Source organism: Chitinophaga rhizophila, assembly GCF_019492185.1.
Lineage (GTDB): Bacteria > Bacteroidota > Bacteroidia > Chitinophagales > Chitinophagaceae > Chitinophaga > Chitinophaga rhizophila.
Genome location: NZ_JAICCF010000004.1, coordinates 1,143,039 through 1,168,489 on the forward strand (window position 1 = coordinate 1,143,039; position 25,451 = coordinate 1,168,489).

General features: G+C 45.7%; 23 protein-coding genes. 5 read left to right on the forward strand and 18 right to left on the reverse strand.

Annotated features, from left to right (window positions below; all coding sequences use genetic code 11):
- The first annotated feature begins 4 nt into the window (after positions 1–4).
- Positions 5–508 (forward strand): DUF4402 domain-containing protein, encoded by a 504-nt coding sequence (locus K1Y79_RS24035; RefSeq protein ID WP_220252738.1) that lies wholly within the window; start codon positions 5–7, stop codon positions 506–508.
- A gap of 7 nt (positions 509–515) precedes the next feature.
- Entirely contained in the window at positions 516–3,158 is a 2,643-nt protein-coding gene (locus K1Y79_RS24040) for a hypothetical protein (RefSeq protein ID WP_220252739.1), read from the forward strand.
- Here K1Y79_RS24040 and rhaM read toward each other — a convergent pair whose 3' ends face one another.
- From rhaM to K1Y79_RS24105, 13 genes are all read right to left on the reverse strand, one after another.
- Complete coding sequence (gene rhaM, locus K1Y79_RS24045) at positions 3,159–3,470, reverse strand: L-rhamnose mutarotase (protein ID WP_220252740.1); 312 nt, start codon at positions 3,468–3,470, stop codon at positions 3,159–3,161.
- Between the two features lie 17 nt (positions 3,471–3,487).
- Positions 3,488–4,069 (reverse strand): LutC/YkgG family protein, encoded by a 582-nt coding sequence (locus K1Y79_RS24050; RefSeq protein WP_220252741.1) that lies wholly within the window; start codon positions 4,067–4,069, stop codon positions 3,488–3,490.
- Positions 4,070–4,117: 48 nt separating this feature from the next.
- Entirely contained in the window at positions 4,118–5,491 is a 1,374-nt protein-coding gene (locus tag K1Y79_RS24055; protein ID WP_220252742.1) for a lactate utilization protein B, read from the reverse strand.
- 98 nt (positions 5,492–5,589) lie between these two features.
- Entirely contained in the window at positions 5,590–6,330 is a 741-nt protein-coding gene (locus K1Y79_RS24060; protein WP_220252743.1) for a (Fe-S)-binding protein, read from the reverse strand.
- A gap of 5 nt (positions 6,331–6,335) precedes the next feature.
- On the reverse strand, positions 6,336–7,718 hold the full coding sequence (locus K1Y79_RS24065; protein WP_220252744.1) for an FGGY-family carbohydrate kinase: 1,383 nt from the start codon (positions 7,716–7,718) through the stop codon (positions 6,336–6,338).
- Positions 7,719–7,773: 55 nt separating this feature from the next.
- A complete protein-coding gene (locus tag K1Y79_RS24070) occupies positions 7,774–9,048 on the reverse strand; it encodes a TIM barrel protein (RefSeq protein WP_220252745.1) in 1,275 nt (424 codons plus the stop codon).
- A gap of 146 nt (positions 9,049–9,194) precedes the next feature.
- Positions 9,195–11,318 carry a bifunctional aldolase/short-chain dehydrogenase gene (locus tag K1Y79_RS24075; protein WP_220252746.1) on the reverse strand — a complete coding sequence of 708 codons (2,124 nt, stop codon included), beginning with the start codon at positions 11,316–11,318 and terminating at the stop codon, positions 9,195–9,197.
- Positions 11,319–11,360: 42 nt separating this feature from the next.
- Complete coding sequence (gene rhaT, locus K1Y79_RS24080; RefSeq protein ID WP_220252747.1) at positions 11,361–12,413, reverse strand: L-rhamnose/proton symporter RhaT; 1,053 nt, start codon at positions 12,411–12,413, stop codon at positions 11,361–11,363.
- Positions 12,414–12,569: 156 nt separating this feature from the next.
- Positions 12,570–13,169, reverse strand: coding sequence for a hypothetical protein (locus K1Y79_RS24085; protein ID WP_220252748.1), 600 nt, complete (start codon positions 13,167–13,169; stop codon positions 12,570–12,572).
- A gap of 44 nt (positions 13,170–13,213) precedes the next feature.
- Positions 13,214–15,193 (reverse strand): sensor histidine kinase, encoded by a 1,980-nt coding sequence (locus K1Y79_RS24090; RefSeq protein ID WP_220252749.1) that lies wholly within the window; start codon positions 15,191–15,193, stop codon positions 13,214–13,216.
- 91 nt (positions 15,194–15,284) lie between these two features.
- Complete coding sequence (locus K1Y79_RS24095; protein ID WP_220252750.1) at positions 15,285–15,518, reverse strand: hypothetical protein; 234 nt, start codon at positions 15,516–15,518, stop codon at positions 15,285–15,287.
- A gap of 95 nt (positions 15,519–15,613) precedes the next feature.
- Positions 15,614–17,821: a helix-turn-helix domain-containing protein gene (locus K1Y79_RS24100; protein WP_220252751.1), complete on the reverse strand. Its 2,208-nt coding sequence runs from the start codon at positions 17,819–17,821 to the stop codon at positions 15,614–15,616.
- A 53-nt stretch (positions 17,822–17,874) separates the two neighbouring features.
- Positions 17,875–18,768 carry an SAM hydrolase/SAM-dependent halogenase family protein gene (locus K1Y79_RS24105; protein WP_220252752.1) on the reverse strand — a complete coding sequence of 298 codons (894 nt, stop codon included), beginning with the start codon at positions 18,766–18,768 and terminating at the stop codon, positions 17,875–17,877.
- A 366-nt stretch (positions 18,769–19,134) separates the two neighbouring features.
- Here K1Y79_RS24105 and K1Y79_RS29200 point away from each other — a divergent pair, with 366 nt between their 5' ends.
- Both K1Y79_RS29200 and K1Y79_RS24115 read left to right on the forward strand, forming a co-directional pair.
- Positions 19,135–19,269, forward strand: coding sequence for a four-helix bundle copper-binding protein (locus K1Y79_RS29200; protein ID WP_236059825.1), 135 nt, complete (start codon positions 19,135–19,137; stop codon positions 19,267–19,269).
- The gene (locus K1Y79_RS24115; protein WP_220252754.1) at positions 19,269–19,823 is read left to right on the forward strand and encodes an HD domain-containing protein; all 555 of its coding nucleotides are present in this window, start codon (positions 19,269–19,271) and stop codon (positions 19,821–19,823) included. The genes K1Y79_RS29200 and K1Y79_RS24115 overlap by 1 nt, the downstream gene beginning before the upstream one ends.
- Positions 19,824–19,867: 44 nt before the next feature.
- Here the strand turns inward: K1Y79_RS24115 and K1Y79_RS24120 are convergent, their stop codons facing one another.
- The 3 genes from K1Y79_RS24120 to K1Y79_RS24130 all read right to left on the reverse strand — a co-directional run bounded on the left by K1Y79_RS24120 (position 19,868) and on the right by K1Y79_RS24130 (position 23,120).
- Positions 19,868–20,299 carry a helix-turn-helix domain-containing protein gene (locus K1Y79_RS24120; RefSeq protein WP_220252755.1) on the reverse strand — a complete coding sequence of 144 codons (432 nt, stop codon included), beginning with the start codon at positions 20,297–20,299 and terminating at the stop codon, positions 19,868–19,870.
- Entirely contained in the window at positions 20,292–20,744 is a 453-nt protein-coding gene (locus K1Y79_RS24125; RefSeq protein WP_220252756.1) for a hypothetical protein, read from the reverse strand. The genes K1Y79_RS24120 and K1Y79_RS24125 overlap by 8 nt, the downstream gene beginning before the upstream one ends.
- A gap of 390 nt (positions 20,745–21,134) precedes the next feature.
- Positions 21,135–23,120, reverse strand: coding sequence for an alpha-L-arabinofuranosidase C-terminal domain-containing protein (locus K1Y79_RS24130; RefSeq protein ID WP_220252757.1), 1,986 nt, complete (start codon positions 23,118–23,120; stop codon positions 21,135–21,137).
- A 434-nt stretch (positions 23,121–23,554) separates the two neighbouring features.
- Between K1Y79_RS24130 and K1Y79_RS24135 the strand changes: the two genes are divergently transcribed.
- Complete coding sequence (locus tag K1Y79_RS24135) at positions 23,555–24,223, forward strand: hypothetical protein (protein WP_220252758.1); 669 nt, start codon at positions 23,555–23,557, stop codon at positions 24,221–24,223.
- A gap of 68 nt (positions 24,224–24,291) precedes the next feature.
- On the opposite strand, the gene K1Y79_RS24140 is transcribed toward K1Y79_RS24135, so the two are convergent.
- Positions 24,292–24,834 carry a hypothetical protein gene (locus tag K1Y79_RS24140; protein ID WP_236059792.1) on the reverse strand — a complete coding sequence of 181 codons (543 nt, stop codon included), beginning with the start codon at positions 24,832–24,834 and terminating at the stop codon, positions 24,292–24,294.
- Positions 24,835–24,903: 69 nt separating this feature from the next.
- Positions 24,904–25,272, reverse strand: a complete 369-nt coding sequence (locus tag K1Y79_RS24145; RefSeq protein ID WP_220252759.1) for a hypothetical protein — start codon at positions 25,270–25,272, stop codon at positions 24,904–24,906.
- Positions 25,273–25,451: the final 179 nt, after the last annotated feature.

Genomic DNA, 25,451 nt, shown 5'->3' on the forward strand with positions numbered 1-25,451 from the left:
ATGAATGAAATTTATCAAACATAGCTATCATCTGCTTTACCTCGCTTTGCTGCTGATCACATCAGCAGTATACGCACAGGAACAACCGCCCAGACCTATCACTGTATACGTGAATCCAGCCCAAGGATTGATTTTCGGAGCATTCTTCCAGGGAGTAACCGGTGGTACCGTAATTCTTTACCCCGATGGTTCCCGGTCTGTTACTGGCAGTATTGTACAGGCAAACCTGGGATATCCCTTTTCCCCTGCCATATTTGAAGTAGATGCGAATCCCGGGACGCTCATTTCGATATTGAACGGCCCTGACGTAACACTCACCGGTAGTAACGGGGGGACTTTATCATTACATATAGGTACGTCCAGTACAGGCTCCCCATTTATAGCAACGGCAACGCCTCCAGCCCGCACAATCGTGCGTATAGGAGGTACTCTTACCGTAGGACCACCACCGGCGAATCCTGCAGGCAATTACAGCGGCGTGTTTTCGGTCACATTCATCCAGGAATAAAAGTTTAATGACAGGCATTACTATCCATACCATCCCATTGTTGCGGCAATACTGTAAAGCGGTTTTTACGCTGCTGCTGGCCGCCTGTGTACTTCCCCTCTACGCGAACGATAATGAAGGTGATAATGACGAAGATCCTAAGTATGATGAAACCTCTATCATGGTCGTATTACAGGGAATAGGCGGCGCTGAGATACCTGCGGTAATACGAGAAGAAGTCGCGTATCTCTCAGTTACAGACGTATTCAATTTTCTGAAGATACGCAACGTCCCTTCTGAGTCAATGGACTCCATTTCAGGCTTCTTCATTACCCAGGATGCAGGCTTCCTGATAGACAAGAAAAATAATCAGATCCGTTTTCGGGAGAAGTTATTTAATCTTGGACCAGACGACCTCGTAAAGATGGAAACAGGGCTTTATCTGCGAACAGACTATTTTACCAAGGTGTTTGAATTGGGTTGTAACTTTAACTTTCGCAGCCTATCTGTTAAAGTGGATTCCCGAGTTGAACTACCTGCTATCCGAGAAATGCGGCAGCAATTGATGTACCGCAACCTCAACAAGCTGAAGGGAAATATCGAAGCTGACACTACTATTGGCAGAAGTAAGCAGTTGTTTAAGTTTGGTATGGCCGACTGGTCTGTCGTATCCACCCAAAGACTACAAAGCGTTAATGACACCTGGCTTAACTTGACTATGGGAGGCACATTCGCAGGTGGAGAGGCCACAGTATCCCTTAACTACAACAACTACGCGCGACAACAACTCAAACCGTTGCATCCAGACAGTAATATTGTGCACCCTTTTGACCAGCGGCAGCAATATTACCGTCTCCGCTTTGTAAATAATGACCGCCCATGGCTCCGGCAAATTATAGCAGGCAAAATATTTACGCCGACCATTTCATCTCTTTTTGCGCCGGTAGTTGGTGTGCAAGTGACCAACGCCCCTACAACTTATCGCCGTTCTTATGGCACTTATACACTTAGCAACTTCACTGATCCGGGATGGACTGTTGAATTGTATATCAATAACGCACTAGTGGACTACACTGTAGCGGATGCCGCTGGGTTCTATACCTTTCAGGTGCCATTGGTTTATGGTAACTCACAAATCAGATTGCGCTTTTATGGTCCATGGGGCGAAGAGCGCTTCCTGGAAGAAAACATAAGCATTCCTTTTAACTTTATTCCAGCCGGGCAGTTTGAATATACGGCTAGTGCAGGCGTTGCTGAAGACACCGTGAACAGTAAATTAGGACGTGTACATGCCAACTATGGCGTTACTAATACAATTACCGTCGGCGCTGGTATAGAGTATCTTTCTTCCATCAGGAAGGCCAATACCATGCCATTTATTACTGCTTCCATGCGCATAGTATCAAACCTCCTGTTTTCCGGGGAATATACATATGGCGTAAGAAGTAGAGGTATTGTAAGCTACCGTAGCAAGACTAACCTGCAGGCAGAAGTAAGTTATACAAGGTACAAAAAAGGCCAGACAGCCATTATCTATAACTGGTTAGAGCAACGGAAAGCAGTGGTATCTAAGCCTTTTATGACCAAAAACTTCTCATTATTTACCAGACTTACGTTGGATCAGATAATCCTACCTAATTCTTATTACACAACTACTGAATGGCTAATGTCAGGGGCGGTGTATAAAGTAGGTACCAGCCTGTCAACCTTCGCTATCTTTATTAAAGATGAAAATCCTTTCGTGTATAGTAATCTTGCACTTACTTTCCGTATACCCGGCAACATTCTGTTGACCCCACAGGCACAGTATGAATACAATAGTAACAGGTTCATGGCGGTGCGCTGCGAAGCGGGTAAATATCTTTTCAGAAACGGATACCTGAACGTCTCCTATGAAAAGAACTATCGTAACAATATTACCAACTACGGTATTGGTCTGAGGTACGACTTTTCTTTCACACAAATCGGATTTTCACTCTGGAGAAATAACAATCTCACTACATTCGTTGAATCTGCCCGCGGTAGTATTATACACGATGGTAACTCTGGCTATTCAGGCGTCAATAACCGATCAAGTGTCGGATCCGGTGGTGTGGTACTTGTACCATTCCTGGACTTGAATAACAACGAGAAATTTGACAAAGGCGAGCCAAGAGTAGAAGGATTACAATTAAAATATAATGGTGGAAGAATGATTCGCAGTCTGAGAGATACCAGTATATGCATACTAGACCTTGAGCCTTACTCTGCTTACCTTTTTGAAATGGAAACTAAAGGTTTTGAAAGCGTCTCCTGGCAGATTATCAAGCCCGCAGTAAGAGTCACTATTGAACCCAATCAGCTACGTCGAATAGATATCCCGGTCAGCGTAATGGGCGAAGTTGGCGGGTCGGTTTACCTGCAACAAGACTCCTTACTAAAGGAACAGGGAGGTATCAAAATCTGCATTTATAAATCAGACAGTACACTGGTAAAATGTGTTCTGACAGAATCAGACGGATACTTCAACTATATGGGATTGCCGCCTGGTGATTACATCATTCAGCCAGACCGCGCTCAAATGAAAAAGCTAAAGCTGAAACCACAGCAGCCGGCATATGACCTTCATATCAGTAGAAAAAGAGAAGGAGATGTAATAGACGATATACAGTTTATTCTGGAAAGAAAATAGCTAGTCCATATGGAATACCTGATCCAATGGCTTGGTGACAGGAGAATTATCTTCGTTGGTTTCCATAATGTCGGCCATATAGGCCCACCAACGTTGCACTATTGGTAATGCACCGAGATCCTGTGAGGACTGCATACCGGATTGCTGTTGTACGCCGAATAGCGTGTTTGTCTCTTCATCCAGAAAGATGGTGTAATCACTTACTCCATTATCCTTTAGCAATGCCCGCAATTCTGGCCACAGCTGATCATGGCGTTTACGGTATTCTTCTTTACAGCCCGGCTTAAGCTGCATTTTGAAAGCAATTTTCATAACATGGATTTATAAGATTATCCGATCATAAAAACAGTCAGACTTTTTGCACCGTGTGCACCAAGTACCAATGATTGCTCAATGTCGGCTGTTTTGGAGGGCCCGGCAATAAAGGCACCGAATCCTGTAGTCGGCGCTCCGATATAAGCGTAGGCATCGTGCATAGTGGGTAAGATCTTATCCTTATTGATCACAATCGCAAGATGCTGTGTGATAAACGGCAATACCCTAACTTCAATTTCACTTTCCGTTACCCAGATAGCGCCATTTTCAGCCACTCCAAATTGTCCAGGAATAATTGCCAGATCAACATGCTCCAGCTGCCGGCCATCCCCTTCCTGCCATTGCGTAGCTGCACCGGCAAAGTATGCCGGGTTAATAGTCACCACTTTAGACACATCTGTATAATGTTCTGCAACAAGCGGCTGTATTTCGTCAAATGAAGTTATTTCAAAAACCTGTCCGCCAAGGGCCTCAACAACTTTCCTGAAAGCTTCGGGATCTCCAGGACCAGCATGACTGAAACCAGCCAGATCTGGCAATACCTGTGTAGCAGGCTGATTCTTTTTTATAGCGGCAAGTATCGCTTCGCGAGACATAGTAAAAATTACGAGTTAAGCTGTTGTAAATAGTAGGTAGACAACTGTTTATTGCCTGTTCTTCTTATACCAATCAGCAAATGATTGTTTCGGCGCTTCGGGCATTTCCCGCTGTTTGTACCAGGGATTCATGCCATTGTTCACGACAGCAGGGAAGGTACGCATTACCCAACGCCCTACGCCTCCGGCAGTTTTATAGAGTCCTGGCTTTGACAATACGATATTCATAGCATGCATACCTGCTGCTTTTGTCTTCTTAGTATGTCCTTCTTTAGTAAGTACCTGCCTCCATTTGTACAGTTGCTGGTGGATATCGATCTTCACCGGACACACATTTGAGCAGGAACCACATAGCGTAGAGGCGAAAGGAAGATCTGCATAATCCTTCATATCAAGATTAGGTGCAAGAATTGATCCTATGGGTCCGGCAATAGCATTATGGTAGCTATGTCCACCACTACGGCGATACACAGGACAAGTATTCATACATGCGCCGCAACGGATACATTTCAATGAGTTACGGAAGTCCTCTCTTCCCAGCTGACGACTACGACCATTGTCAACCAGGACAATATGTACCTGTTGTCCGGCTTTGGGCTTACGGAAATGACTGCTATAAGTAGTGATAGGCTGGCCGGTAGCACTTCTTGCCAGCAAACGCAGAAATACACCAAGGTGTTTACGTTCAGGGATGATCTTTTCAATTCCCATGCACGCAATATGTACATCTGCCAGGTGAGCGCCCATATCGGCGTTTCCCTCATTAGTACAGACGACCATTTCCCCCGTCTCTGCCACAGCAAAGTTCACCCCGGTTATTGCTACTCTTGATTGAATAAATTCTTTCCTGAGATGCAGCCTGGCAGCTGCTGTAAGAAACTTGGGATCTGCATTACCTGCAGGGGTACCCAGATGTTCATGGAAAAGATCTCCGATTTCTTCTTTCTTCTTATGGATACAGGGCAACACAATATGACTGGGCGGCTCCTTGGCTAGCTGCACAATACGCTCTCCCAGATCAGTATCCACTACCTCAATCCCATGCTCTGCGAGATACGGATTGAGATGACATTCTTCTGTAAGCATTGATTTGCTCTTCACTATCCGTTTCACTCCCTGCTGCTGCAGCAATTGCAATACAATCCTGTTATGTTCAGCAGCATCTGCTGCCCAATGTACTACAGCGCCATTAGCAATCGCATTTTTCTCGAACGCAAGTAGATAGTCGTGCAGGTTTCCAAGTACGTTATGCTTGATCTGCGAAGCTGCTTCGCGTAGCTCCTCCCACTCTGGCAACGTCCAGGCCATTTTATCCCTTTTCTGACGTACCCACCACAGTGTTTCGTCATGCCAGTTCACACGAGGTTCGTTATTATTAAAGGCCTCAGCGAGGACAGAATGTTCTTTATGTTTTTGTTCCATTAAAAACAATTAGGTATCAGGTATCTGCGATCAACATTGCTAACCAGTAGATAAACAGCTAAGCAGAAATGCATGATACCATATTCCGGATTTATATTCTAGTTAATTCCTGCGTTCAGAATTTCTGCAATGTGCAAGACCTTTATATGGCTGTGCTGTCTTCTCAGAATACCTTCCAGGTGCATCAGGCAGCTCACATCGTTGCCAGTAATGTACTCTGCACCATTGTTGACATGATCAGCAATACGATCCTTTCCCATCTTGACAGAGACAGCTTCCTCAAAAACGCAGAATGTACCGCCAAATCCGCAGCACTCATCTGTACGTTTAAGGTCAATCAGTTCCAACCCTTCTACCATCTGAAGAAGCTGCTGAGGTTTGGAAAAGGGAGCAGCTACCAGTTCACTCATCTGAGAAAGTCCTAATCCACGTTGGCCGTGGCAGCTCTGGTGAATACCAACCTTATGCGGAAACCTGGCTGGCAGATTTTCCACTTTCAGCACGTCAGTAAGAAATTCAGACAACTCGTAAATGCGCTGACGGATATGGGTTGCGGCAACCTCTTTATGATCTACATGCAGGTGATCTTTGATATGCAGTACGCAGCTGCCGGAAGGTGCAACGATGTAATCAAAGCCCTGGAAATGATCTACAAAAAGTTCATTACAACCAGCGGTTAAATGTTCAAATCCGGAATTGGCCATGGGTTGCCCACAACAGGTCTGACCCTGCGGGTATACCACTTCACAGCCCAGCTTCTCCAGTAAGGATAACGTGGCGATGCCCACCTGCGGATAAAACTGGTCTATGTAACATGGTATGAATAGTCCTACTTTCATTTTGTTCAAATATAAATCGAGCCGTGGCTATAATGTCTCATCTCTACAAGGTCGGCCGGCAATGGCTGTGTATTCCAGTGCCGGTGGATAGCAAGGGCGGCTCCTACTGCCGTAGCCTGGGCTACTGATGCAGCGTACACCTCCATATGCGGGAAGGCTGCTGCCAGCAGATGCATATACACCGTGTTCCTGCTGAAACCACCGTCCACAAAGATGCGTTTCACCGGCGTGCCTGTGATTACCAGGGATGCAGAAAATTGCTGTTGTTCCATGATATCCATCAGTAAACGGTGATAAGCAATCTCATAGCTGGTAAATTCAGTCAATGACCTTTTTGCAAAGCGGGAAGACTGCAACAAGCCCATACCAGGTACAGGTGTTTCCTGTTGCGGAGATACCGCCAGCAACTGAGCAAATATAGCTGGGTCAAATACGACTTGCTGGTAGTAATTTACCGGTGTTTGATAATATTCTGCCAGCCTTTTGACCTGCTGCTCATGTTCGTTGCCCGCAAAGAGTCTCGCAGCCTTTACCGGACGATTTTCATATGTTAAGTAACAAAGACAGTCAGAGGTAAGTTCACCAGGGGTCAACGGACCATCATTAAACGGATTCAGGGTAATGCACCAGGTACCCGTCGATATGAGTACAAATGGTTCGGAAAAGCTAGATAAATAGGGTATCAGGGCAGCAGAGCTATCATGCAGGCCAATACCGGAGACATAATTTCCACCTTCAACCATCGCAGGTAGTACCCTGTTACCTGGAAATACCGGAGCCAGCTTCTCTGACAATCCTTCCCGTGTTACCCATTTGTGGTAACGTTGACCGGTGAAATCCCAGAGCATAGTATGACAACCAATACTTGTGATATCTGACAAGGGTTGGCCTGTGATCAGAAAGCTGATATACTGTGGCAGATGTAGTGCATACCTGATTTTTGCAAACAGCTCCGGTTGCTGCTGCTGGATTCTGTATAACTGCAAACCGGCATTAAGACTTCCCAATGCAGGGGAAGCAGTTTCACTGCACAATTGCTGAATACCGCCATAGGCCGCTCCCAAAGTTTCCTGCATTCCTTCCGGATATGCCTTCAGATAATTATAGAGTGGTGCCAATACATGTCCTTCTTCAGCCAGATAGACCATGCTGGCACCATAGGTACTAAAATTAAACGCTACAACGGTATAGCCAGGTAATTGTAGCAATTCCTGCAAGCTTTCTTTGACCCACTGAGTTAACAAATCAATGTTTTCACAGGGATCTCCATCCTCATCCTGTATCTCAGGAAAGGAAGTCCCGCTTTCTCTGACAATGCGGTAGTGCTCATCAATCAGGAAAATTTTTTTATTCGTCTTACCAATATCCAGGATAGCAATACAACGCATGGAAAACTAAGAATTAGCTATTAAGAATTAAGAGTGACGGTGCAGGTATTGAACCTTACAATCCTGTCGCAACTGTCTTCAGACCTCTTTCCCGGATCAGTTGTTCCCTCACCTTATATTCCCTGTAAAATGCTACTGGCTGTAGGACACCGCCTGCCTGCAGACGGGCCTGTGCTACCAGTGGACGTACATCTGTGCGGTAAGCAGATTGTAGTATTTCCTGCGCTGCAACAGCATCATTATTCAGTTGCGCTGCCTGTAATGCCTTGGTATCTACCAGCAATGCCTGGGCATAGGCAATCATAATAGCTTCAACTGACTGCAAAAGGTCTTCTAGCGGATCTTTTACATTGTGAGAGGCGTCAATCATCCAGCCCAGATCAGTGGCATGATTCATACCACGGGCATCCATGCCTTCCACCAGCTCATTAAAGATCAGGAAAAGCTGGTAGGGATTGATGCTGCCTACCGTCAGGTCATCGTCGCCATACTTTGAATCATTGAAATGGAAACCAGCCAGCTTGCCCTCCATCAGCAGCAATGACACTATCTGCTCAATGTTGGCATTGGGCAAATGGTGCCCCAGGTCCACAAGCGTAAAGGCTTTCGGACCAAGCTTATTGGCAAATAAGAGGGACTGTCCCCAGTCGCCGATGGTGGTAGAATAGAAATTAGGTTCAAACGCTTTATACTCGATGTATAACTTCCATGCGTCAGGTAGCGCTGTATAAATTTCCTGTAAGCTGTCCAGCGTACGTTTAAAAGCACCTCTGAAGTTCAGCTGTCCGGGGAAACAGGATCCATCAGCCAACCACAGGCTGAGTGCATTGGAGCCCAGATCCATACCATATTTTATCACTTCGATATTGTGTTCAACTGCTTGCTTGCGTACGCCTTTATCGGTATGGTGCAGAGAACCGAACTTATAACTGTGGGCCTGATCCTCCTGATCCTGGAATGTATTGCTATTTACTGCATCGAAACGGATATCATGCTGTGCAGCCAATGCTTTAATACTGGCGGCATTGTCTGGAATATCCCATGGGATATGTAATGATACGGCACCACTGCTGCGGTTCAGTGCATGCAGCACTCCTATGTCTGAGATTTTTTCTTCAAGATTGCGAGGCTCTCCTCCTCCGGAGAACCGGCCAAAACGAGTACCACCTGTACCAAGTGCCCAACTGGGAATCGCTACCTGGAAATCCTGCAACTTCTGTATAACATCCTGTAAATCAATAACACTCTCTGCAACATGTTCAAAATTTCGCTCATGCGCCCGGATATGTGCGTCATTAAAAGCAGCAATCTGGAATTTTTCTATATTCATAACGGGTGGTTTGGGTCAGTGGTAAATTAGGAAAAGTTTTTCTTACGTGACTGCTCTGCCGATCATTGCAACACATGCCTTGCCAGCCTAAGCCAGCGGCATGTGTTGTCTCAATGATCAGGGTATGTAACTGAAGAACTTATTGGCTATCGTACAAATGCAGCCGCAACGCCACCGTCCACGTTAATTACGTTGCCGGTTGATTTTCCGAGTAATCCTCCGGTTACTGCAAAACAGGCGTTGGCAATGTCTTCTGGTAAGATAACCTGGTTCAGTAGCGTGCGTTTGGCATAATATCCAGGTAACTCCTCGACTGTGATACCATAGGCTTTAGCCCGGCCCGCAGCCCAGTCACCTTCCCAAATTTTGCTGTCGGCAATTACCGCATCAGGATTAATTACGTTCACACGGATACCATCCTTGCCCAATTCTGCGGCATTCAGACGACTCAGATGCAACTGTGCAGCCTTTGCGGATCCGTAACCTGCATTATTGGGGCCACTCATCAATGCATTTTTGCTGACGATATTGATAACATCGCCTCCAAGATCCTGCTTGCGCATGACTTCAACACCCAGCTGCGTTACCATAAACTGGCCCTTCACCAGTACATCATACAACAGGTCCCAATCCTTTTCTGTATGTGCTTCAATAGGTTTGGAGATAGAAAGACCGGCGCAATTCACTACCATGTCTACTCCCCCAAACGCCAGACTTGCTACATCGAATGCAGCACGTATATCAGTACTCTTCGTTACGTCGAGTATGGCTGTTGCGAAAACATCCCCCCCGTATTGCTTTGCAAATTCTTCCCGGGCGGCCTGCAGCCTGCCAGCGTCATTGTCATTGATTACTACACAAGCTCCCTCATCAGCAAACTTTTTAGCTATAGCCTTTCCTATACCACCGGCACTTCCTGTAATCAGCGCGATACGGCCTGACAATGCTTTCGGCTTCGGCATACGTTGCAGCTTCGCCTCTTCAAGCAACCAGTATTCAATATCGAATGCCTCCTGTCTTGGCAAAGCGGTATATTCCGAAATAGCTTCCGCGCCTTTCATTACGTTGATCGCATTAGTATAAAACTCCGCGGCTACTCTGGCGGTCTGTTTATCTTTAGAAAAGGTAAACATGCCTATACCCGGATATAGGATGACTACCGGGTTAGGGTCACGCAAAGCAGGGCTATTGGGATGCCGGCAGGTATTATAGTAGGAAGTATACATTTCCCTATATGCCGCAAATAATGGTTCCAACTGCTGCTTTACCGCTACTGCATCGTCCAGTGAAGCCTCAGGGTCCAACGGCAATACCAGGGGACTAATCTTCGTGCGTAGGAAGTGGTCCGGACAGCTGGTACCTAACGGTGCCAGCCTGTCAAGATCTTTGGAGTTAATGAACTCCAGCACACGCGGATCATCAGTAAAATGACCAACCATACGTGTATGTGCAGAACACAGTCCGCGAAGTACAGGCGCAAGTGCAGCTGCCTGCTTTTTACGTACATCTGCCGCTGGAGAAGTGATGCGGGGGCCTCCAAATACCGGTCCTTTCTTGTTATAATGTTCTTCCAGGTAAGCGGCACAGCGCTCAATCACTTCCAGGGTGTTGATATAACTTTCATATGCTGTATCTCCCCAGGTGAACAATCCATGTGAACCCAGCATAATACCACGGATACCAGGATTCTCCTGCAGGCATTGTCTCAATTGCAGGCCTAAGTCAAAGCCTGGGCGCTGCCAGGGTACCCAACCAATTGTACCTTCAAATAACTCTTCAGTAATACGTTTGCCATCCTTTGCTGCAGCAATCGCAATCGCTGCATCGGGATGAAGGTGATCTATATGTTTAAACGGCAGAAAACCGTGTAATGGCGTATCAATAGATGGAGCCTTGGAACTCAGATCAAAAATACAGTGATTGAACAGTTCCACCATCTCATCTTCGTGTTCAATACCTCTGTAGATGTTTTCCAGGCTATGCAGTCTGTCTACATATAAGGCAGCAAGTCCGCTACGTTTCAGTGTTCCAAGATCTCCCCCCGAACCTTTTACCCACATGACTTCCGTTTGTTTACCAGTAAGCGGATCTTTGGCCATTACCTTACAGGATGTATTACCACCGCCATAATTGGTTAGGCGCAGATCAGCGCCCAGCAGGTTGGAACGGTAAATCAGCAACGCCACTTCGTCTCCTGCAAGTGCGGCAGCTTTCTGCTCATCCCAGAGATAGCTTACGTGTTTGAAATTTGTTAAGGAAGAAACCGACATATTTTGTTATTTAAATTAATTACAATGCTGTACTCTTTTTTGTTAGAATGAATTACCATAACCTACGAGGAGAACAGATAACATAATGGTTACGACCCCCATCAGTATTGTACCAAATGTTTTACGGCTCACGCCTTTCCATTCCCTCAGTGTTATTCCCCAAAGACTGGATATCAGAATGATGAATGCCATATGTAGTATCCAGGAACTGGCTCCATTACCAAGTTTACTTTCACCCATGCCGTAGAAAAAGAACTGAAAGAACCAGGTTGTGCCAGCCAATGCTGCAAAAAAGTAGTTGCCCGCCAGTGGTGTATCTTTATTGACATAATCGCCAAATGTCTTATTCCGTACATTTAGCACAAGGCACCAAAGGAGGTTAGTAGTTAAGCCTCCCCACAGCAGCACCACGAAAATCACATTATTCTGGAATAACGGATTGCTTCCCTGTTCTACTGCAATCGCAGCCATCGGCTTACCTGCTTCAATACCAAAATTGAAACAGGCGCTTAGTATACCAGAAACTGTTGCCACAATCAGTCCCTTACGCAGATTAAATTCCTGTATGCTTTGCTTCTTCTGATCTTCTGATAATTCACGCTCCTTCAATACGCCGGCAACACCACATATTGCAATACCGATCAGACATACTGCCACACCTGCCAGTACCAGTAAGCCGCCGGTGCTTTGTATCATGCTGGTGAACGTACCTTCTGTATCATTGGTAAATATATCCCTGTAAATAGGGGGTATCATAGAGCCACAGGCAGAAGTATACCCCAGTGTAACAGACATTCCCAGAGACATCCCCAGGTATCGCATTGCTAGTCCGAACGTGAGACCTCCTATACCCCACAACAATCCCATAAAGTAGGTCCAGAATATAGTCGTGCTATCTGTCGCGCTGATGATGCTTAGGAAATCAGGTACAGTGATCCAGGCTGCCAGAAAAGGCACTATCAGCCATGAAAAGAAGCCACCAACAATCCAGTAACTTTCCCATGCCCATTTTTTAACTTTCTTGAACGGAATATAAAAACTGCCGGAAGCAAAACCTCCGATAAAATGAAAGAATACGCCTAAAATAGCTTGCATAAATAGTGGAATTGTTTGTTTTAATCGTGGAATCTTTCAAATTTAAACAAACACCATGGGGCAACTATCCTACACACTCCTACTGGGGTTAAAATAGAAAAAGGCCAGTCTTAGGGAAAGACCAGCCTTTATTTTCCTTGTATAAATATCTTATAATCAGTAGGTTACTTTTACATCAGCAATCACATATTCTGTGGTCATTGACTTAACCTTTATAATACCCTTCTTTGCAAAACCATTCTGGAAGAATATCAGCCGGGGCAGATCTGCTCTGGCAAAGCTCTCATTATCGGTTTTCACTATCAGCTTTTTGATAATTGACGCATGTGTGATCGTATCAAAAGAATTTACACTCAATGTATCTTCAGGTACCAGGTTACGTACCAACGTTGTCAGGGTACCTGGTATTCTCAGATCAACGGTTTCATCATTCGCACTCGCAAAAAACATGGAGTTTGTACCGAAGTTGTTGAAAAAGATATCGATGTACTTACCAAGGGTATCTGGAATGTCGTTATCCATGTATACTTTCCCTTTGAAAGAAGAAAACGTACGACCATAGACTTCGCTGCCCGGAGTAAGTGAAAATTTCAGATCCGTAAAGGTAACTACACTATCAGCGGTGTTTCCGCCGGATCCGGATCCGGGTAAATTGGTCGAATCAACCGGATTTGTTGTTCCACCGCCAACGCCAGACTCTTTTGTACAAGCTGCGAAAGCCAGCGCTATTACTGCCATCAGGAAATATCTTCTCATAGGATAGGATCAGTTATTTCCAGCAAAAATATAAAAAAATATAATCAAGTGTATGCCGGTAATATAACTGTAAAGGTCGCTCCCTGTTTTTCTTCTGATTCTGCGAAGATGATACCATGATGTGCAATCACGATTTTCTGGCACAAGGCAAGTCCAATGCCGCTTCCCTCATATTCGCCCCTGCCATGCAACCGCTGGAAGATCACAAATATTTTGCGGGCATACGTGGGCGCAAACCCGATACCATTGTCCTGAACCTTAATTTCGCAATAGGGTGTACCATTCTGCAGCTGCGGATGAGCAGCGACTTCCTGCACATCCATCATACGGGAGGTCAGATTGATCACTGGCGGCACATCTGACTTACTGAATTTCAACGCATTACTTAACAGATTCTGGAATAGTTGCGTCATATGCAGCGGTATAGCCACCACTTTGCACAGATTGTCATAATTGATGGTTGCTCCCTTCTGCTGAACTACAACGTCCAGGTCTGCAACGACCTGCTCCAGTACCTTCCTTAAGTCTACCTGCTCAAAAAGGTGATCCTGACGGGATACCCTGGAAAATGCCAGCAGATCCTGTATCAAGGTTGTCATGCGGGTTGCGGCATTCCTGATAATACCCAGGTTACGTACGCCGGTCTCATTCAGTTCGTTAGCATATTTGTCCTGTAGCAGGGCGGAGAACATGTTAATCTTCCTGAGGGGCTCCTGCAGATCATGACTGGCCACATAGGCAAACTGTTCAAGGTTCTGATTTACAATGTTCAGGTCAATATTGGCCTTCTTCAGTTCAGCGGTTCTTTGTTCGACCTGCCGTTCCAGTTCCTGCTCATTATCAACCATTCGTTGATGCAGTGCCTTCTCCTCACGCAGATCCCTTGAAATAGTAGCCCTTCCCTGAGAAGCACCTGTCAGCGGATCATATACCAGCATTGTAGTGGCAAGAACCGGTATCGCTTCCCCGGTTTTAAAGTGCCGGTAGGATATCTCTCCCATCCACATTCCTTTGGTGAACAGGTCTACATTTACTTCATCTCTGAGCCGGGCTGTATCTCCCGGCATCAGGTAGTGGCTGTTATGCTGACGCGCCTCTTCCAATGTATCCAGTCCTACCATTTTCAAACCTGCCGCGTTCACGTAGGACACATGTCCCTCCTCATCCGACAGGCTGACAAAGTCACGACTGTTTTCAAGCAGCGCCAGTAGCTTCTGTTGTTCCTTCTTCGCCTCCAGTTCGGGACGCAGGTCGCGCAGGGATGCCCCATGACCGATAAAGCTATTGTTCCTCGGGTCCTTTATAGCAGTGTAATCTGCGTGAAATGGGATCGTTTCTTTGGTAGTATAGTGCGTCAGGTACAAACGGCCGGTCCATTTACGACCCGTCTTCAGTGCTGGCAACACGTTATTGATAAAAGACTGATAATGTTCAGGACTATAAAGATCGCTATCCTCCAATTGGGATATGTCAAGATCCTGAGGTATTCCGAGGAGCTTTCTACCTGATGGATTGATATAAAACAGGCGGCCGTCAATATCTGACGCTGCCATGCAATCTAAACTACTTTCTGCCAGGGAAAATAACATCGCCTGTCTTTCCCTGTTCTTCCGCTGTTTGGTGATGTCCTGTGCTGTACCGGCAAAACGGTAAGCAGTTCCCTCCTCATTAAAATAAGCCTGCCCGATACACCTCAGCCAGCGTAATTTACTATCGGCCGCACCAATAGTACGAAATTCTACATCGTACCTGCCATTCGTTTCATTCGCAAGTGCCTTGGCTACCGCAGTCTCTACCAGCTGCTTATCCTCCGGATGAACATAGGTCAACACGTTTTCGTATGTAGTGTGGTTGCCAGCGGGGAATCCATATAACTCCCGGCATCTGTCATCCCATATGACCTGGTGATTAATGGGGTCCATATCCCATGTTCCAAGACCCGCAGAATGTAACGCAAAGCGCACCCACTCCTGGTATTCCTCCCGGTATTTGCCCGGATCTACTCCCTTATCTTTTTGTTCCATGCAGTATAACAGACGAATTTTAATGACCTCCTTCGGCAGAAGCACAATAATCCGCAATATCTGTAAATACTGCGTAAATGTCAGCCGGTTTTCAGGAAATATTTCGGGGTGTTCGTTCAAACATCTCTGCAAGCGGCTCATAAAAGCGAAAACTGTCTTCCGCATGCGCCGTCATTGTTGCTGCAACGATCTCATTTACATCATAATTACCAGCGAGCTTAAGCATACGCTGCTTTACCCTTCCAGGTGTACCGGCAATCATCGCTCCCCTATGCGCCGTTATCCCTGGATAGATCGCTTCCAGCAAGCAAAAATTCTCTGCCACCTTTAGGGTACTATGATTAGACTACATGACTTCTCCTGATAGTGGCAGCATATACCGGGTAGCTGCTGCCAGCCTGGCTATCAGGATATCAGTAACTACTCCATAGTCTTACGGTAATGCGCTTGCACTGCCCGGATTTCTGCCCAGGTGACCTCCTCTCCCAGCCTGGCTTTAACCGGCCCTGACGCTGTAACACCCAGTTCTTTTATAAGGGGTAATATCTTGGAAATCTTCCTTTCATCAACGAAACGATTGATCTGCAGTTCGTCATGTGCCACACAGTCTGCCAGATGACTTTCGACTGTACTCATCGCCAATCCTCTCTCTGCCGCAATTTCTGCCAACGTCTTTCCTGTAAGGAATAACTCCAGCGAACCTCTTCTGCTATCTCCGGCTTCACGCGTTTTCTTCGCTGGCTTTTCCTTCGTGTTCTCCTCCAGGGCAGGCTTTCTCAATGTCTCATAATCCGGCAGCCCTTCGTTGAACTTCAACTGACCATAACTAGCGTCTGCAAAGAGCTGTAGCCTGTTCCACAGGAAATGTTCCAGCCCTGATAACTGCAACACATATTTCTTGACTTTTGCAATACCTTTCACCAGGTCCCGCTCTCTCCGTACCTGTTGAATGAACCCTTCATATATTTCATTGGTAAAATATGCTACCGCCTTACCCATCCGTTCTTTCAATAACGTAGTATTTCCGGTCTGTATCACATCTTTCAACAAGGGATCCAGTTGCTGGCGGAATTTCAATCCTACTTCGTGCAATTGTGCTGCGCGCTGTTGCAGGTTACGGCTTAGGGTGAGGGCACTGTCCATTCCTGTCATTTTCTTATCCCGAAGCCATGCGGCATGTACATGAAACTCAGCCAGCATTTTTTCTGCACTGAATAACTTCAGCAACTGATCTGCCCAGAATACCAGCCGCTCTCCTTCGAGTAGCAACTCGAGTTCTTCTTCTTTGTGAAAGCCGGAAGAAAACTGCTGCACCTGCTGGTCTGTGCGGATAGCGCCGGGATGAATACGTGAATGTAATACCAGTCCATCCAGCGAGGTACACCTGCTCAATGCCACATATACCTGCCCCGGGGCAAATGCATTACCTGCATCTATTATTGCCTTTTCAAATGTCAGCCCCTGGCTTTTATGTATAGTAATGGCCCAGGCCAATCTTATCGGATATTGCTTGAAACTCCCCAGTTCTTCCTCATCTACCGTCTCATCTGTTTTATTCCAGGAATAGCGGATGTTGCGCCAGGTTTCTTTCTCCAGTACCAATGTATCGTCGCCACCTGCCAGTTTCACCACAATCTTATCATCCGGTAATATTTCAGTAACAGTAGCCAGTTTGCCATTAAAATACCTGCGGGGTTCTGCTACATCATTTTTGATGAACATTACCTGTGCGCCCTCCTTAATACGTAACTCCATATCCGTAGGTAGTGCCTTGTCACTGAAATCTCCGGTAATCTCGCCGGTGAACGTGAATATCTTTCCTGGCATGGCGGCCAACCGCGCATTATTAATGTCATCTGCACGCCGGTTATGAGTGGTCAGTACAATGTACTGCTCATCTACCCCGGTAAAATGGGGAAGATAACGCTGATTCAGTACTTCCAGGTCATCCCAGTCAAGGGTGCTATTCCGTACACCGTTCAGCAGGTTGATGAAAGTAGCCTCGTTCTGCCGGTATATCTTATTCAGTTCAATAAACAAGGGATTTGTTTGCCGCATCACCCTGGCATGGAAGAAAAAGACACTTTCATAGTGGTCTTTCAGAAACTGCCATTGATCTTCTGGCATGACTGGTGGCAGCTGATACAGGTCTCCGATATACAATACCTGCACGCCGCCGAAAGGTAAAAGAGGCTGCCCTCTGAAGTGCCTCAGAATCGCGTCGATAGCGTCGAGCGTATCTGCACGTACCATACTCACTTCATCTATAATCAGCAGCTCCATCTCACGAAGGAGTTCCTTTTTATCATGATTAAAGCGGATGTTACGAAAGAGGGCATGTGTATCAGTCACTCCATTATCTACTCCGAAAAGATGTGCTCCGGAAGGAACATATGGTCCGAAAGGCAATTGAAAAAATGAGTGCATGGTCACCCCTCCGGCATTAATAGCTGCAACGCCTGTAGGCGCTACTACCACCGTATTTTTTGCAGTATGCTCTTTTATATATTTCAGGAAAGTTGTTTTTCCTGTTCCGGCTTTACCAGTAAGGAAAATATGGCGGTTGGTATGATTGATAAAGTCTGCCGCCAGATGAAACATCGTATTTGTAGTATCCGGTTGTGGCATCTGAAATTTGTAAGATTAAGAAAAATTAAGCGGTAAATGTAAGTAAAATTCGTCTACTGACGAACGACGGTTACTGTCCATGCAGGCCCGCTTTTCACATGATATCGCGCTGCAAAATCACCCATATTCACTGCAAATGATACGTTTAGCAGGCTATTCAGATATAACAGTTCTTTTCCCTCCTGCACTGCCGCAAATGTATTAACGTACGGCATAACACCGCTAAATACTACCTGATCTGCATTACGGATCACGACCTGCAGCTGATCCCCGGGTTTAACCTGTAATTTTGCAAATGTATGCTGGTCAATATTGGTCCAGACATTTCCATACTGCGCATCCAGCACAGGGATGTTTCCCTTTAATGTATCTCCGGCAATTACGGGTTGCTGAAATGATATACTTACCACAGTATCCGGTAACCGTCGTCCTACCTGCTCAAAAGTGATCTTGCCGGCTGCCAGTTTTCCGCCGGTATAAGCATACACATCCCTCCCGTGGAATGTGTAAGAAGCGCCGGAGTTCTTCCTGCGATTAACGGCTTCATCGATCTCTCTGACTTCTGCTATACCCAACTGCCTGGCTACCAGCGTTAACGTCCCATTGTCCGGCGTTACGAAAAAATGCCCCGTTCTGGTCTTCAGTACTACTGATTTTCTTTCGGAGCCTACTCCGGGATCTACAACAGAAACAAACACAGTACCTTCCGGCCAGTAAGGAGCCGTTTGCTGCAGGCGATAAGCTGCCTCCCATATGTTATATGCTGGTATTTCGTGTGTAATGTCAAACATAGGGATATCTGCCGACAGACCATACACCACTCCTTTCATTTCGGCCACTGCGCCGTCCTTCAGACCAAAGTCCGTCTGAAACACCAGCGCTCTTCGTTGTCCGAAGCCCGAAAGAGCAACTAAAAGCAAACAATGGAAAATAAAAACATGTTTCATCGGCGCAAATTAGCAAATTCTCCCAGAATATCCCGCCAGAACGCTGCTATCGTACCGGTGCTACATCCGTTGCCGTCAGCAACAGCACACCCCGGCAGTATTGTACGATATTTGAAGTAATTAGCTCAGACATATAGTTTTTAACCACCAATAGTGATCAATATGACAAACGGCTATCACTTTTACCAGGAATGTATCGATATGTGCCAGCGCTGTGCAGCAATATGTAACCATTGTGCTGCCTCCTGTACGGAAGCAGACGATGTCACTATGATGGCACGTTGCATCAGGCTGAGTATGGAATGCGCCACTGCCTGTCAGGCTACTGCTCAATTAATGAGCGTTGGCAGTTCCTACGCTATACAAATGTGTTCAATTTGTGCCGATATTTGCGAAGCATGCGCAGCAGAATGCAGCAAACATGACAATCCGCATTGCCGGGAATGTGCTGACACCTGTACACAGTGTGCTGAAGCATGCCGTAAACTCCTTATTGCATAATGAACCTATTGACTCAGATCGAGGACTTTGCCCGCCAGGCACATGGCAGCCAGCGCAGGAAATTTGCCGATGAACCTTACATTCACCATCCTGTCAGAGTGATGAAGATCTGCCAGGAATTTACTTCAGCTCTTCCGGTACTATCTGCGGCGTTGCTGCACGACGTACTGGAAGACACTGAGGTGCCCCGTGATCAGTTGTCTGATTTCCTGCATCAGGTAATGCCTTCCGCAGATGCCATCAGAACGCTGGAACTCACCATCGAGCTCACTGACATCTATATAAAACGAGACTTCCCTCAACTGAACAGACGTAAACGTAAGCAAAAGGAAGCGGAGCGCCTCAGCCAGATCAGTTCTGAAGGACAAACAGTTAAATATGCTGATATCATTGATAATGCAAATGATATCCTAACTGCTGATGCAGACTTTGTTCCGGTCTTCTTACATGAGTGCAGAAGACTGCTACATGTAATGTCTGCAGGCGATCCGGTACTCAGACAACGTGCACAGGAAATAGTCGAAAAGCAGCTGGCCGTACATAAAAGAAGTTAATGTAAGAAGCAAGATGCCTGACGCCAGGACATTTCCTGGTGGTACTAGTTCTTCTTCAGGATAAGTGGTAATGACAGCATTTGTCCCGACTTCATCCTATGAAACAAAGCACGCAGGCCATTCACCTCAGTATCCTTTACTGGTGTGATACTACCAAGTGGGACTACGGTGGCATAAAGATGATGCAACAGACCATTCATCTGACGCCGGTATCTGCCCCTGGGAATTTCAAGTACCTTTATGCCTAATGCTATGTTAATCTTGGCGATAGTTTCAACATCAAAATTATAAGTACCACGCATCCATTTACTGATCTCAGAAGCAGGCATACCAAGTGCAGCTGCCAGCTCATTTTGGGACATCCCTTTCATCTCCAGAACGGCCTCTATCCTGTCTATAATGTCAAAACTAATAGTAGCGCGCTCCTGTGCATGGGGAGGTACCGCCTGCATCGCGTCTTCGAAAATCTCACTCATAACAATCGCCAATTTTAAACGCTAAATCACCTTCCAGCCTTCTGTTAGAAATCTTCAGCGCTCCGGCCGTAATACGTGCGGTAATCTGTTCACTTACTGCGCGTATCAACTCAAAATGAAAAAGACACTCCTCCATGTATTGCGCTTTCAGGCTTGTCTTCATACAACCATTACCAAGAATGACAATCTCCTTGGTTATCCTGCTGCAATAAAGCCTTAATTCACCTGAAGCATATGGCGGAGACAGGGCTTCTGGGAATCTCTCCCTCGGAAAATACCTGGCGTCAGCGCCCCGCGTCATTCCCATTTCCCTGATCGCTGCCATAATGTTATCATAGTCAGTGGCATAATCCGGCTTATTGAATCTTGTTACAAACTTTTCGACTTCACATAGCTCGTCGCCATCAATATAAAGTGAATAGTACGTAACCCTATTCATCTTCATGACAGGCTTTAATTGGCATTTAAGACATTTCACTTTACAGGTAGATTCAGCTTTAATAAATAGACAATGGCATCTTGTAGAAAATACCAATGTACGTTCCCCTCACTCCTTGCAGACATAGTAGCTATGAAACAATAAAAACGCGCTGATAACACAAAGTGTATCTATCATCAATGGTGTGTATGCAACAACAAGTATTTTCAGCAATAAAGGGGAAAATCCGTGCTCGAAGAAAGCCGGCTAACAAACATGTGTAACAACAGCAAAATACACTTTTTTTCTAATGCCAAAACTATTTCACAAATTTTTAGGCTTTTTCAAAACCTTCCAGTAACAGGAAGCCCGCCGCAATATATGCAACGGGCTTTCCTGACCTTAAATATACATCCGTTACTTATATGGTATCGTGATTACATTGAGCGAGTTTGCACCTACTGAAACCGGTACATTATTTTTAGTCGCCTTTAGCTTATTTTCAACTGGGGCCACTACTGCAGGCGCATCCAGTGTATTAATATCTGTTTTGTTAGCTGCGGTCAGCACTTGATGCGTAACAGGGCCTGCCGACGTAGCAGCACCTTCCAGCGCTACCTTATAGTCGATTGCCTTATCAGTAGCATTCACAACTTTCAATAAGATCTTCTTGGACGTTTTATCAATTGTCGCACTGGCATAGATTCCATCCTGACCTGTCAGTGTTTTACCGTTTGCGGTTACGCTTACGGTATGTGTACCTCTGCTATTAGCAAATAACTTCTGCACATAATAATTAGGTGTACCTACTGAGCGTAGATTATCAAACCAGATCAGGTCCGGACGCCATTGCCATGCATCCACATGTGCCAGCAGAGGTGCATAGGAAGCCATCTGAACGATATCTGCGTTCCTTTCCAGGCCTGTCATAAACGCGGCTTCCGCCAATGCGCTTTCCCATGTATTCCGTCCTTCCGCAGTATCCGTTTCTTTCTGTCCTTTCGGCGTTTTTATATGTGCAGCATATTCTCCTGCAAAGATCTTCGGACCTTTCCTTTCATAATTGTCATAACGCCCGGCGTTCTTCAGGAACCATTCCGGCGGCATATAATAATGCTCATCTACCAGATCTGCTTTGGAAGGCTTGAGCTTTGACCATAGATAGTCAAATCTGTCACCGCTTGAAAAAGGGCCTACACTGGACACCAGCTTTATTTCCGGATGCTTTGTTTTCAGTACTTCTTCAAAGCGCTGATAGCGGGCTATATACTGGCTATCCCACTGCTCGTTACCTACTCCCAGGAACTGGAGGTTAAAAGGAGCCGGATGGCCCATATCTGCCCTTAGCTGCCCCCATTTCGTAGATGTAGCGCCATTAGCAAATTCAATCAGATCCAACGCGTCCTGGATATAGACCGCAACGTCTTCATCTGCCGCCACTTCTCCGGTATTGAACTGGCAGGCCATGCCACAGTTAATAATTGGTAACGGTGCAGCACCAAGATCTTCAGATAACTGAAAGTATTCATAAAAACCAAGTCCGTAGCTCTGGAAATAGTCTCCGGGTGCACGATGTGCAAACTCCGTATTCCAGCGATTTACTATCAGCGTACGATCTTCCACTTTTCCGACTGTTTTTTTCCATTGGTATCTGTTTGCCAGATCACGGCCTTCTACTATACAACCACCCGGAAATCTGACAAAACCCGGATGCAGGTCGGCCAGGAGCTGTACCAGATCATTACGCAGACCACCAGGACGTTGCTTCCAGGTATCCTGCGGAAATAACGATACCATATCTATATCCAGTGTACCATTACCAGAGAAAAGGAGCTGTACGCCACCCTTTGTCACTGTACGGTCAGCAGTTACTGTGGCAACATACTTTTTCCAGTCTTTACCCGTAACAGCAGGAATAGTTGTCTCTCCGATACGCTCCCCTTTCTCGTCCACCAATACGAGCCTCGCAGGTGTTTGTCCGCCGGTACTGCGTGCAAGAAAAGAGAAATTATACTGCATTCCTTTTTTATACCCAATTCCTCTGAATCCTTCGTTGAACAGGCCATAGCTTCCGCTGCCGGCGCTGATAGTCAGGTGAGCATACCTCGGATTCGCCGCATGACCTGTTTCCCTATTTACGATCAGCACATTTCCGGTACCTTCCTTACGTACCTCCTTCCACCCCATCATAGGGACAGTAAACTCAAATGAACGGTTTTTAATCAGCTCGGCATAGATACCGCCGTCTGCAGAAAAGTTAATGTCTTCAAAAAAGATCCCCCACATCGTAGGCTGTACTTCCGATTGCGGTCCATTCATTTTAAGCGTCAGTGTCTGAGAAAAAGACAGGTGCCCTGTCATCAGCAGCAATGCCGTGGCGACAATATTTCTTAATCGTTTCATAACGGGATTTAAAACTACAATATACGACTTAAATTCAATATACGCAAGATTTATAGATACTTTTTGTGTTACAATGACATTTATTTTAAACTGCGTGCATAATGCAGTTTTCTGACATGTTGAATGTTAAAAAAACTATAAGAGGAGATTCCAGTATCAACATCAAAAATTGTGAAAGCGTATACCCGGTGTTGTTACCCGGCGTCTACATTGTTAGGAGAAATCCGACTTACTTTCTTCAGTAAAGTTTAATCAGCGAAGAAAAAATGAAAAATTTAGAACATTATACAAAATATTAATAATCAATGTTTTACTAAGATATAAATTCACTTTAACATTTCATTAGATGATTCTCGCAGGATTTTGGTTGAAATGTAATCAACCATCTTTTATTGAGATCTTTTAAATTTTTTAACCAGTTAAATTGAAAAACCATGAAAAAGCAATTATTGAGATTTGGCCTCGTGGCTGGCCTGGGAGCATTCGCTTTTAGTCAGACAAATGCAGTAAATGCAATGGTAACCAAAGCAGACACTGCAAACTTTGCGCTTGACACTGCTAACTTTGCCTTAGATACGGCAAACATTGCACCAGACACCGCCAATTTTGCGATGGACACAGCTAACTTCAAATTTGACACCGCCAACTTCCGCATGGATACGGCAAATTTCAAAATGGACACGGCGAACTTCAAAGCAGACAAGGCTAATTTCTCACCAGACACAGCCAACTTCAAGCTGGACACTGCTAACTTCATGCGTGTAGCAGATACCGCCAACTTCGTAAGTGACACGGCTGCCTTCGGCAAGGACACTGTCAGCTTTTCAAAAGACACTGCACTTCTGAGAGACACGGCCAGCTTTGCTTTTAAAGCAGACACCGCAACATTCAGAGCAGCAGACACAGTAGCGATTAAAGCAGACACTGCTACTACCAAAGACACGCTCAGTTTTGCAGCAAAACTTGATTCAGCGACAGCCGCAGCCGATACTTCCGCTGCTAAACGCGACACCGCAGTAATCAAAAAAGATACTGCCGCCAACGTACCGGCTGATACTTCCGCAGCGAAGAAATCCAAAGCCGTAAAAGTGAACAAAAAATAATTACAGGTTGAATAAAAAAGGCCTTCCGAACATCGGAAGGCCTTTTTTATGGCAACAACTTTTGAGCTTTAGAAATGATAACTGGCTTTCAAACCAAAGAAACCGCTGTTTCCTTCCTTGAACCAGATTTCATACTTACCTTCTACGTCGAGCCCCAGTAGACGAATACCAATCCCTGGCGCAAAGATACCTGCGGTACCCTTGTATGCTTCCGCATCCCCGCCTACAAAAGTGGCAGTACCACCTTCAGCTTTCACATACAGCAACGGGAAACCAAACTTGTATTTCAAACCTACTCTTACCGGCAAAGCCTTAATAGATTCAGCTTTTGTAGACAGCTGATTACCTTGCCCATCCGTGACAGTATACGTTCTGCCGGGAAAATACATAAAACCAGCTGAACCAGTCACTCCCAGCCCCATAATCAGCTTGATGTCAGCATTCAGACCACCGCCAAATCCGGAATTATGCGTGTCCTTAAAGTCGCCAACAGGGGCGCCTATTTCAGCATAAGGACCAATGCTGAAGCCTTTTAACTGTGCATTCGCCTTACTGGCAAACATACAGGTTGCAGCCATGAAAAGGCCAGCAGTAGACAAGGTCTTTAACATAGAGGATATTTTAAAATTTCGACAAATGTAAGTAATTCAGCATAAATCAAACAAAGCACATCTCAAGCGTTATTGTGGCTTCACCTTGAACACAGTGTCCACACGCAGGCTATCCCGGGGAGTCGTATTAACTGTCGCTCCTGACTGTGACTTTGCTGGTGTTGTTGTACCTCCCGCCTGCGGAGAGGCCGCATTCGGTTCCCCGGTCGGATAGCCCATCCCGGCCATCTCTTTGCGGGACTTCTTATCAAAAAGATACTGCGGATTCTTTTCCTTCCGTAATCCCTCTTCAAAACGATATTCTGCTCCCATCCTCGGAGCGGGATCGTAACCGCGATTGGTTCTGCAGGCCCCAAAAATGAAAATACCTGCCAGCATACAAGAGGAGATAGTCCTGCTGGCAGGTTGTTTAAATTTATTCCAGGTAGAGTTTAACATATTTCCTGGGTTTACTGTCCGGTTAAATAACAATACATGTGTACAATTATTATACCGGGATACTCCCGGCCGCTTGCCGCCCGGCCTTCATTCATCTTACATTCATCCTACGTTCATCCTACGTTCATGAACGTAGGATGAACGTAAGATGATGAAGATCAAAGCGACATTAATAGTCA

Bases quoted from the DNA above. Each gene is read 5' to 3' on its own strand.
- K1Y79_RS24035 (WP_220252738.1), top strand. From the start codon at position 5: ATGAAATTTATCAAACATAGCTATCATCTGCTTTACCTCGCTTTGCTG.
- K1Y79_RS24040 (WP_220252739.1), top strand. From the start codon at position 516: ATGACAGGCATTACTATCCATACCATCCCATTGTTGCGGCAATACTGT.
- rhaM (WP_220252740.1), bottom strand. From the start codon at position 3,470: ATGAAAATTGCTTTCAAAATGCAGCTTAAGCCGGGCTGTAAAGAAGAA.
- K1Y79_RS24050 (WP_220252741.1), bottom strand. From the start codon at position 4,069: ATGTCTCGCGAAGCGATACTTGCCGCTATAAAAAAGAATCAGCCTGCT.
- K1Y79_RS24055 (WP_220252742.1), bottom strand. From the start codon at position 5,491: ATGGAACAAAAACATAAAGAACATTCTGTCCTCGCTGAGGCCTTTAAT.
- K1Y79_RS24060 (WP_220252743.1), bottom strand. From the start codon at position 6,330: ATGAAAGTAGGACTATTCATACCATGTTACATAGACCAGTTTTATCCG.
- K1Y79_RS24065 (WP_220252744.1), bottom strand. From the start codon at position 7,718: ATGCGTTGTATTGCTATCCTGGATATTGGTAAGACGAATAAAAAAATT.
- K1Y79_RS24070 (WP_220252745.1), bottom strand. From the start codon at position 9,048: ATGAATATAGAAAAATTCCAGATTGCTGCTTTTAATGACGCACATATC.
- K1Y79_RS24075 (WP_220252746.1), bottom strand. From the start codon at position 11,318: ATGTCGGTTTCTTCCTTAACAAATTTCAAACACGTAAGCTATCTCTGG.
- rhaT (WP_220252747.1), bottom strand. From the start codon at position 12,413: ATGCAAGCTATTTTAGGCGTATTCTTTCATTTTATCGGAGGTTTTGCT.
- K1Y79_RS24085 (WP_220252748.1), bottom strand. From the start codon at position 13,169: ATGAGAAGATATTTCCTGATGGCAGTAATAGCGCTGGCTTTCGCAGCT.
- K1Y79_RS24090 (WP_220252749.1), bottom strand. From the start codon at position 15,193: ATGGAACAAAAAGATAAGGGAGTAGATCCGGGCAAATACCGGGAGGAA.
- K1Y79_RS24100 (WP_220252751.1), bottom strand. From the start codon at position 17,821: ATGCCACAACCGGATACTACAAATACGATGTTTCATCTGGCGGCAGAC.
- K1Y79_RS24105 (WP_220252752.1), bottom strand. From the start codon at position 18,768: ATGAAACATGTTTTTATTTTCCATTGTTTGCTTTTAGTTGCTCTTTCG.
- K1Y79_RS29200 (WP_236059825.1), top strand. From the start codon at position 19,135: ATGTGTTCAATTTGTGCCGATATTTGCGAAGCATGCGCAGCAGAATGC.
- K1Y79_RS24115 (WP_220252754.1), top strand. From the start codon at position 19,269: ATGAACCTATTGACTCAGATCGAGGACTTTGCCCGCCAGGCACATGGC.
- K1Y79_RS24120 (WP_220252755.1), bottom strand. From the start codon at position 20,299: ATGAGTGAGATTTTCGAAGACGCGATGCAGGCGGTACCTCCCCATGCA.
- K1Y79_RS24125 (WP_220252756.1), bottom strand. From the start codon at position 20,744: ATGAAGATGAATAGGGTTACGTACTATTCACTTTATATTGATGGCGAC.
- K1Y79_RS24130 (WP_220252757.1), bottom strand. From the start codon at position 23,120: ATGAAACGATTAAGAAATATTGTCGCCACGGCATTGCTGCTGATGACA.
- K1Y79_RS24135 (WP_220252758.1), top strand. From the start codon at position 23,555: ATGAAAAAGCAATTATTGAGATTTGGCCTCGTGGCTGGCCTGGGAGCA.
- K1Y79_RS24140 (WP_236059792.1), bottom strand. From the start codon at position 24,834: ATGTTAAAGACCTTGTCTACTGCTGGCCTTTTCATGGCTGCAACCTGT.
- K1Y79_RS24145 (WP_220252759.1), bottom strand. From the start codon at position 25,272: ATGTTAAACTCTACCTGGAATAAATTTAAACAACCTGCCAGCAGGACT.